Source organism: Pasteurella canis, from assembly GCF_900454865.1.
In the GTDB taxonomy this organism is placed as follows: Bacteria; Pseudomonadota; Gammaproteobacteria; order Enterobacterales; family Pasteurellaceae; genus Pasteurella; species Pasteurella canis.
This window is the reverse complement of sequence record NZ_UGTV01000005.1, coordinates 1-7,749: the sequence shown is the minus strand read 5'-3', so window position 1 is coordinate 7,749 and position 7,749 is coordinate 1. Positions and strand designations below refer to the sequence as shown.

Below are 7,749 nucleotides of genomic sequence, written 5' to 3'. Positions count from 1 at the left end.
TTTTGCTGCATAATAAGCAGAAGCTGCTTTACCCGCAAGAATAAACACTCGTGGTACCCAATCTTTTTCTGGGTTTTCAATCATCGCATTATAGCGAGCGATGATATGTAGCACATTTAAAATTTGACGTTTATATTCATGGATACGTTTCACTTGTACATCAAATAAAGCATTTGGACTAACCTCAATACCTAATTCATTTTTAATGTAATTTGCTAATCTAACTTTATTATTGTACTTAATTTTCGCCACTGATTTTTTCAATTCAGGATCTTGTACTTTTTCTTTTAACAACGTTAATTGACTCAGATCACGGCGCCATTCTTTACCTATATATTTATCAAATAATGCTGAGAGTTCTGGTTAGCAACACCGATCCAGCGACGAGGTGTAATACCATTCGTTACATTAGTAAAACGCTCTGGATAAATACGTGCAAAATCAGCAAAAGTCGACGTTACCATTAAGTCAGAATGAATCGCAGCTACACCGTTAACTTTATTTGAGCCGACAACCGATAACCAGCCCATACGAACTTTACGGTGATCCCCTTCTTCAATCAATGAAACACGACGGATGAAATCAGCATCAGTTGTCACATAAGTACGTACATATTCAAGGAAATAATCATTGATTTCGAAAATCATTTGTAAATGGCGTGGTAAAATCTGTGCCATCATTTCTACTGGCCACGTTTCCAACGCTTCAGACATTAACGTGTGGCAGGTATAAGAGAATACGCGACGAGTAATATCCCATGCTTTTTTCCACTCAAAACCTTCCTCGTCGATTAAAATTACCATTAATTCAGGAATCGCTAATGCAGGATGAGTATCATTTAAATGGATAGCGACTTTATCTGCAAAATTTTCCATCGTATTATGAATACGTTTATGGCGATAAATAATATCTTGTAATGAAGCGGAAACTAAGAAATATTCTTGGCGTAAACGTAACTCACGACCACTCCAAGTTGAGTCATCTGGATATAAAACACGAGTAATATTTTTACTTAATGTACGATCTTGTACCGCAGCAAAATAATCACCCTTATTAAAATCGGCTAAATCAAAACGATCACCAGCATAAGCGCCCCATAAACGTAATGTAGCAGCAGAATCATTAGCATAACCAGGAATGATCTGATCATAAGCTAATGCCACAACTTCTTCTTTACTCGTCCAAATGCATTTTTTACCTTCAAAATGAATGCCTCCGCCAAAACGAATAGTATGGCGTTTTGAAGGACGAATAAATTCCCATGGCGCACCTTTATCTAACCAAGCATCAGGTTTTTCAACTTGATGACCATCTTCAATTTCTTGCTTGAACATGCCATACTCATAGCGAATACCATAGCCCACACCAGGTAATGCTAATGTAGCAATTGAGTCCATAAAACAAGCTGCTAAACGACCTAATCCACCATTACCTAATCCTGGATCGACTTCTTTTTCTAAAACGTCTTCAAGGTTCACATTAAGTTCAGATAACGCTTGTTTAGCAATATCGTAGACACCTTCTGCAAGCATTGCATTAGACAATGTACGACCAATTAAGAATTCCATTGATAAGTAGTAAACTCGACGTGTTTCTTCACTTCTCGCTTGACGAGCAGTTGTTATCCAACCCTCAGTTACAAAATCACGTACAGCATATAATGTTGCATTAAGCCAATCACGCTGACTAGCTTCTTTTGGTGAGCGGCCAATTAAAAAAATAAGTTTCGATACAATGGTTTTTTTCAAAGACTCTACTGTAATCTCTGGACGATTATATAAAAACGGAGAGTCGAAGTTATCCATGATCATAGTTATATTACACTCCTAAATGATTTAAAAAACGTTGCAATTTAGTCATTTTTGCACAAAAATGCAACAGTTTTTTTGTTAAAAATCTTAATAAATAAAATTAATACTTAATAGCTCGATAAAATACGTTGGTATAAGTGTTGGTAACCTTTCGCCGAAATTTGCCAACTAAAATCTTGTTCCATCGCAATAGTTCTGACACTAAACCATAAACGCTGCTTCTGCCATAATGCAAATGCATTTACGAGAGCATGACGAAGAGATTCGCCATTTGCATGCTCAAAAACAAAACCTGTTGCAACACGTGTTTTAATATTTTCAGCATTTGAATCAACAACAGTATCAGCAAGCCCTCCTGTGGAGCGTACTAGTGGTAAAGTACCATATTTCAAGCCATATAATTGTGTTAAGCCACAAGGTTCAAAACGGCTTGGCACCAAAATTACATCGCCACCTGCCACCATTAAATGTGAGAGTGCCTCATCATAACCAATCTTCACAGCAATATTCTGTGGATATTGCTCAGCTAAATATTTAATACCTGCTTCTAAATGAGGTGATCCAGAACCAAGTAATGCAAGTTGCCCACCTTGTTTTACAATTTCATCTGCGCTTTCAATCAATAAGTCCACACCTTTTTGTTCGGTTAAGCGTGTAACCATAACAAATAATAAAGCTTCGGGATCTTGCGGCAAATTAAAATATGCTTGTAACGCCTCTTTATTTTTGCGTTTGCCCGTCATAGCTTTTAATTTATAGTGATGTTCAATATAACTATCATTGTTAGGATGCCAAATTTGTTCATCAACGCCATTGAGAATACCCACTAAACGTCCTTGCTGTGCCAATGTATTCAATAAACCTTGTAAACCATAAGCAAACTCAGGGGTTGTAATTTCTTGAGCATAAGTCGGACTGACTGCTGTCACGGCATCAGAATAATATAATCCTGCTTTTAAATAAGAAATTTGCCCGTATAGTTCTAAACCATCAACATGGAACATACTCGCAGGTAACCCTATTTCAAATAGATGATGATAAGAAAATTGCCCCTGATAAGCTAAATTATGAATAGTAAAAACGGATTTTGCAGGACGTCCTTTATTAAATAAATAAGCACTACTTAAGCCCGCATGCCAATCATGAGCGTGTACCACTTCGGCACGCCACCAACTGTCTAGCCCCGTAGCTAATTCAGCCGCAACCCAACCTAATAATGCAAAACGTTTATAATTATCAGCATAATCGTTATACCATTGATCATGATACGGATTGCCTTCTCGTTGATATAAATGTGGCGCATCAATTAAGTAGACCCCCACCCCTTTATATTCGCCATAACGTAAAACGATATGCCCCGCAAAGTTATCAAATTCACTGACAACTACAGTATCTGGAATCCCTGCTATAATAGCTGGATAAGCTGGTAGTACAATGCGAGCATCAATACCAATCTCTTTTTGTGCAAAAGGCAATGCACCCATCACATCAGCTAACCCACCTGTTTTCAATAAAGGATATAATTCCGAGCAAGCATGTAGTACTTTCATTTTGTTACCTTTAAAGTGTCAAATATGTACAAACTATTGGTCGTTTGTATTTCAATATAAAAGGGCGAACACATAGGTCCGCCCTACGTTTATTTAATTCATAATTTGAATCGGTAAAACGTCTCCAAAACTGACCGCACTTTAATCTAAGTGGGATTCTGAAATAACTTTTTCACCGTTCAACTTTTTTAGCATCGATGGCGTAACTAATACAACACCACCAGAACTTACTCTAAAGCGTTGGCGATCAAGTTCAAGATTAACACCGATTTCCATCCCATCTGGGATCACAGAATGGCGATCAATAATACAACGTTTCAATTTACAGTTTTTACCAATTGTGACTTGTGGTAAAACAACACAGTGGATCAATTTCTGAATCTTCATCAATTTTAATACGATAGAACTAATAGAAAATCACGCCCAGTAGATAATTCACTAATTTCAGGTGGGTGTGTTATTACGGATGCTCTATTAGTATTCGGTTCTTTTTGATCGTATTAAAATTGATGAAGATTCAGAAATTGATCACTGTGTTGTTTTACCACAAGTCACAATTGGTAAAAACTGTAAATTGAAACGTTGTATTATTGATCGCCATTCTGTGATCCCAGATGGGATGGAAATCGGTGTTAATCTTGAACTTGATCGCCAACGCTTTAGAGTAAGTTCTGGTGGTGTTGTATTAGTTACGCATCGATGCTAAAAAAGTTGAACGGTGAAAAAGTTATTTCAGAATCCCACTTAGATTAAAGTGCGGTCAGTTTTGGAGACGTTTTACCGATTCAAATTATGAATTAAATAAACGTAGGGCGGACCTATGTGTTCGCCCTTTTATATTGAAATACAAACGACCAATAGTTTGTACATATTTGACACTTTAAAGGTAACAAAATGAAAGTACTACATGCTTGCTCGGAATTATATCCTTTATTGAAAACAGGTGGGTTAGCTGATGTGATGGGTGCATTGCCTTTTGCACAAAAAGAGATTGGTATTGATGCTCGCATTGTACTACCAGCTTATCCAGCTATTATAGCAGGGATTCCAGATACTGTAGTTGTCAGTGAATTTGATAACTTTGCGGGGCATATCGTTTTACGTTATGGCGAATATAAAGGGGTGGGGTCTACTTAATTGATGCGCCACATTTATATCAACGAGAAGGCAATCCGTATCATGATCAATGGTATAACGATTATGCTGATAATTATAAACGTTTTGCATTATTAGGTTGGGTTGCGGCTGAATTAGCTACGGGGCTAGACAGTTGGTGGCGTGCCGAAGTGGTACACGCTCATGATTGGCATGCGGGCTTAAGTAGTGCTTATTTATTTAATAAAGGACGTCCTGCAAAATCCGTTTTTACTATTCATAATTTAGCTTATCAGGGGCAATTTTCTTATCATCATCTATTTGAAATAGGGTTACCTGCGAGTATGTTCCATGTTGATGGTTTAGAACTATACGGGCAAATTTCTTATTTAAAAGCAGGATTATATTATTCTGATGCCGTGACAGCAGTCAGTCCGACTTATGCTCAAGAAATTACAACCCCTGAGTTTGCTTATGGTTTACAAGGTTTATTGAATACATTGGCACAGCAAGGACGTTTAGTGGGTATTCTCAATGGCGTTGATGAACAAATTTGGCATCCTAACAATGATAGTTATATTGAACATCACTATAAATTAAAAGCTATGACGGGCAAACGCAAAAATAAAGAGGCGTTACAAGCATATTTTAATTTGCCGCAAGATCCCGAAGCTTTATTATTTGTTATGGTTACACGCTTAACCGAACAAAAAGGTGTGGACTTATTGATTGAAAGCGCAGATGAAATTGTAAAACAAGGTGGGCAACTTGCATTACTTGGTTCTGGATCACCTCATTTAGAAGCAGGTATTAAATATTTAGCTGAGCAATATCCACAGAATATTGCTGTGAAGATTGGTTATGATGAGGCACTCTCACATTTAATGGTGGCAGGTGGCGATGTAATTTTGGTGCCAAGCCGTTTTGAACCTTGTGGCTTAACACAATTATATGGCTTGAAATATGGTACTTTACCACTAGTACGCTCCACAGGAGGGCTTGCTGATACTGTTGTTGATTCAAATGCTGAAAATATTAAAACACGTGTTGCAACAGGTTTTGTTTTTGAGCATGCAAATGGCGAATCTCTTCGTCATGCTCTCGTAAATGCATTTGCATTATGGCAGAAGCAGCGTTTATGGTTTAGTGTCAGAACTATTGCGATGGAACAAGATTTTAGTTGGCAAATTTCGGCGAAAGGTTACCAACACTTATACCAACGTATTTTATCGAGCTATTAAGTATTAATTTTATTTATTAAGATTTTTAACAAAAAAACTGTTGCATTTTTGTGCAAAAATGACTAAATTGCAACGTTTTTTAAATCATTTAGGAGTGTAATATAACTATGATCATGGATAACTTCGACTCTCCGTTTTTATATAATCGTCCAGAGATTACAGTAGAGTCTTTGAAAAAAACCATTGTATCGAAACTTATTTTTTTAATTGGCCGCTCACCAAAAGAAGCTAGTCAGCGTGATTGGCTTAATGCAACATTATATGCTGTACGTGATTTTGTAACTGAGGGTTGGATAACAACTGCTCGTCAAGCGAGAAGTGAAGAAACACGTCGAGTTTACTACTTATCAATGGAATTCTTAATTGGTCGTACATTGTCTAATGCAATGCTTGCAGAAGGTGTCTACGATATTGCTAAACAAGCGTTATCTGAACTTAATGTGAACCTTGAAGACGTTTTAGAAAAAGAAGTCGATCCAGGATTAGGTAATGGTGGATTAGGTCGTTTAGCAGCTTGTTTTATGGACTCAATTGCTACATTAGCATTACCTGGTGTGGGCTATGGTATTCGCTATGAGTATGGCATGTTCAAGCAAAGAAATTGAAGATGGTCATCAAGTGAAAAACCTGATGCTTGGTTAGATAAAGGTGCGCCATGGGAATTTATTCGTCCTTCAAAACGCCATACTATTCGTTTTGGCGGAGGCATTCATTTTGAAGGTAAAAAATGCATTTGGACGAGTAAAGAAGAAGTTGTGGCATTAGCTTATGATCAGATCATTCCTGGTTATGCTAATGATTCTGCTGCTACATTACGTTTATGGGGCGCTTATGCTGGTGATCGTTTTGATTTAGCCGATTTTAATAAGGGTGATTATTTTGCTGCGGTACAAGATCGTACATTAAGTAAAAAATTACTCGTGTTTTATATCCAGATGACTCAACTTGGAGTGGTCGTGAGTTACGTTTACGCCAAGAATATTTCTTAGTTTCCGCTTCATTACAAGATATTATTTATCGCCATAAACGTATTCATAATACGATGGAAAATTTTGCAGATAAAGTCGCTATCCATTTAAATGATACTCATCCTGCATTAGCGATTCCTGAATTAATGGTAATTTTAATCGACGAGGAAGGTTTTGAGTGGAAAAAAGCATGGGATATTACTCGTCGCGTATTCTCTTATACCTGCCACACGTTAATGTCTGAAGCGTTGGAAACGTGGCCAGTAGAAATGATGGCACAGATTTTACCACGCCATTTACAAATGATTTTCGAAATCAATGATTATTTCCTTGAATATGTACGTACTTATGTGACAACTGATGCTGATTTCATCCGTCGTGTTTCATTGATTGAAGAAGGGGATCACCGTAAAGTTCGTATGGGCTGGTTATCGGTTGTCGGCTCAAATAAAGTTAACGGTGTAGCTGCGATTCATTCTGACTTAATGGTAACGTCGACTTTTGCTGATTTTGCACGTATTTATCCAGAGCGTTTTACTAATGTAACGAATGTATTACACCTCGTCGCTGGATCGGTGTTGCTAACCCAGAACTCTCAGCATTATTTGATAAATATATAGGTAAAGAATGGCGCCGTGATCTGAGTCAATTAACGTTGTTAAAAGAAAAAGTACAAGATCCTGAATTGAAAAAATCAGTGGCGAAAATTAAGTACAATAATAAAGTTAGATTAGCAAATTACATTAAAAATGAATTAGGTATTGAGGTTAGTCCAAATGCTTTATTTGATGTACAAGTGAAACGTATCCATGAATATAAACGTCAAATTTTAAATGTGCTACATATCATCGCTCGCTATAATGCGATGATTGAAAACCCAGAAAAAGATTGGGTACCACGAGTGTTTATTCTTGCGGGTAAAGCAGCTTCTGCTTATTATGCAGCAAAACAAACAATCAATTTGATTAATGATGTGGCAAATGTAATCAACAAGGATGAACGCTTAAAAGGACGCTTAAAGCTAGTATTTATTCCTAACTATAGTGTGAGTCTGGCTGAATTGATTATTCCAGCAGCCGATATT

General features: G+C 37.1%; 2 protein-coding genes and 5 pseudogenes. 4 read left to right on the top strand and 3 right to left on the bottom strand.

Annotated features, from left to right (window positions below; genetic code table 11):
* The 3 genes and pseudogenes from glgP (DYE19_RS00225) to DYE19_RS00215 form a co-directional block, all read right to left on the bottom strand.
* Positions 1 to 1,811 (bottom strand): annotated as a pseudogene (glgP, locus tag DYE19_RS00225) (glycogen/starch/alpha-glucan family phosphorylase); the annotation flags it as partial.
* 107 nt (positions 1,812 to 1,918) lie between these two features.
* Positions 1,919 to 3,361 (bottom strand): glycogen synthase GlgA, encoded by a 1,443-nt coding sequence (gene glgA / locus DYE19_RS00220; RefSeq protein WP_115322253.1) that lies wholly within the window; start codon positions 3,359 to 3,361, stop codon positions 1,919 to 1,921.
* Positions 3,362 to 3,502: 141 nt separating this feature from the next.
* Positions 3,503 to 3,724: pseudogene (locus tag DYE19_RS00215) on the bottom strand (GlgC family sugar phosphate nucleotidyltransferase); the annotation flags it as partial.
* A 57-nt stretch (positions 3,725 to 3,781) separates the two neighbouring features.
* On the opposite strand from DYE19_RS00215, the pseudogene DYE19_RS00210 reads away from it, so the two are divergent.
* The 4 genes and pseudogenes from DYE19_RS00210 to DYE19_RS11585 all read left to right on the top strand — a co-directional run.
* Positions 3,782 to 4,114, top strand: a pseudogene (locus tag DYE19_RS00210) (GlgC family sugar phosphate nucleotidyltransferase); the annotation flags it as partial.
* A 141-nt stretch (positions 4,115 to 4,255) separates the two neighbouring features.
* Positions 4,256 to 5,697: pseudogene (gene glgA, locus DYE19_RS00205) on the top strand (glycogen synthase GlgA).
* Between the two features lie 107 nt (positions 5,698 to 5,804).
* Positions 5,805 to 7,285: pseudogene (gene glgP / locus DYE19_RS00200) on the top strand (glycogen/starch/alpha-glucan family phosphorylase).
* Positions 7,219 to 7,749 (top strand): glycogen/starch/alpha-glucan phosphorylase (locus DYE19_RS11585; protein ID WP_438361424.1); only part of this gene is annotated, 531 nt, incomplete at its 3' end. The pseudogene glgP (DYE19_RS00200) and the gene DYE19_RS11585, both read left to right, overlap by 67 nt.

Excerpts from the sequence above, each read along its gene's own strand:
- glgA (WP_115322253.1), bottom strand. The coding sequence starts at position 3,361 with ATGAAAGTACTACATGCTTGCTCGGAATTATATCCTTTATTGAAAACA.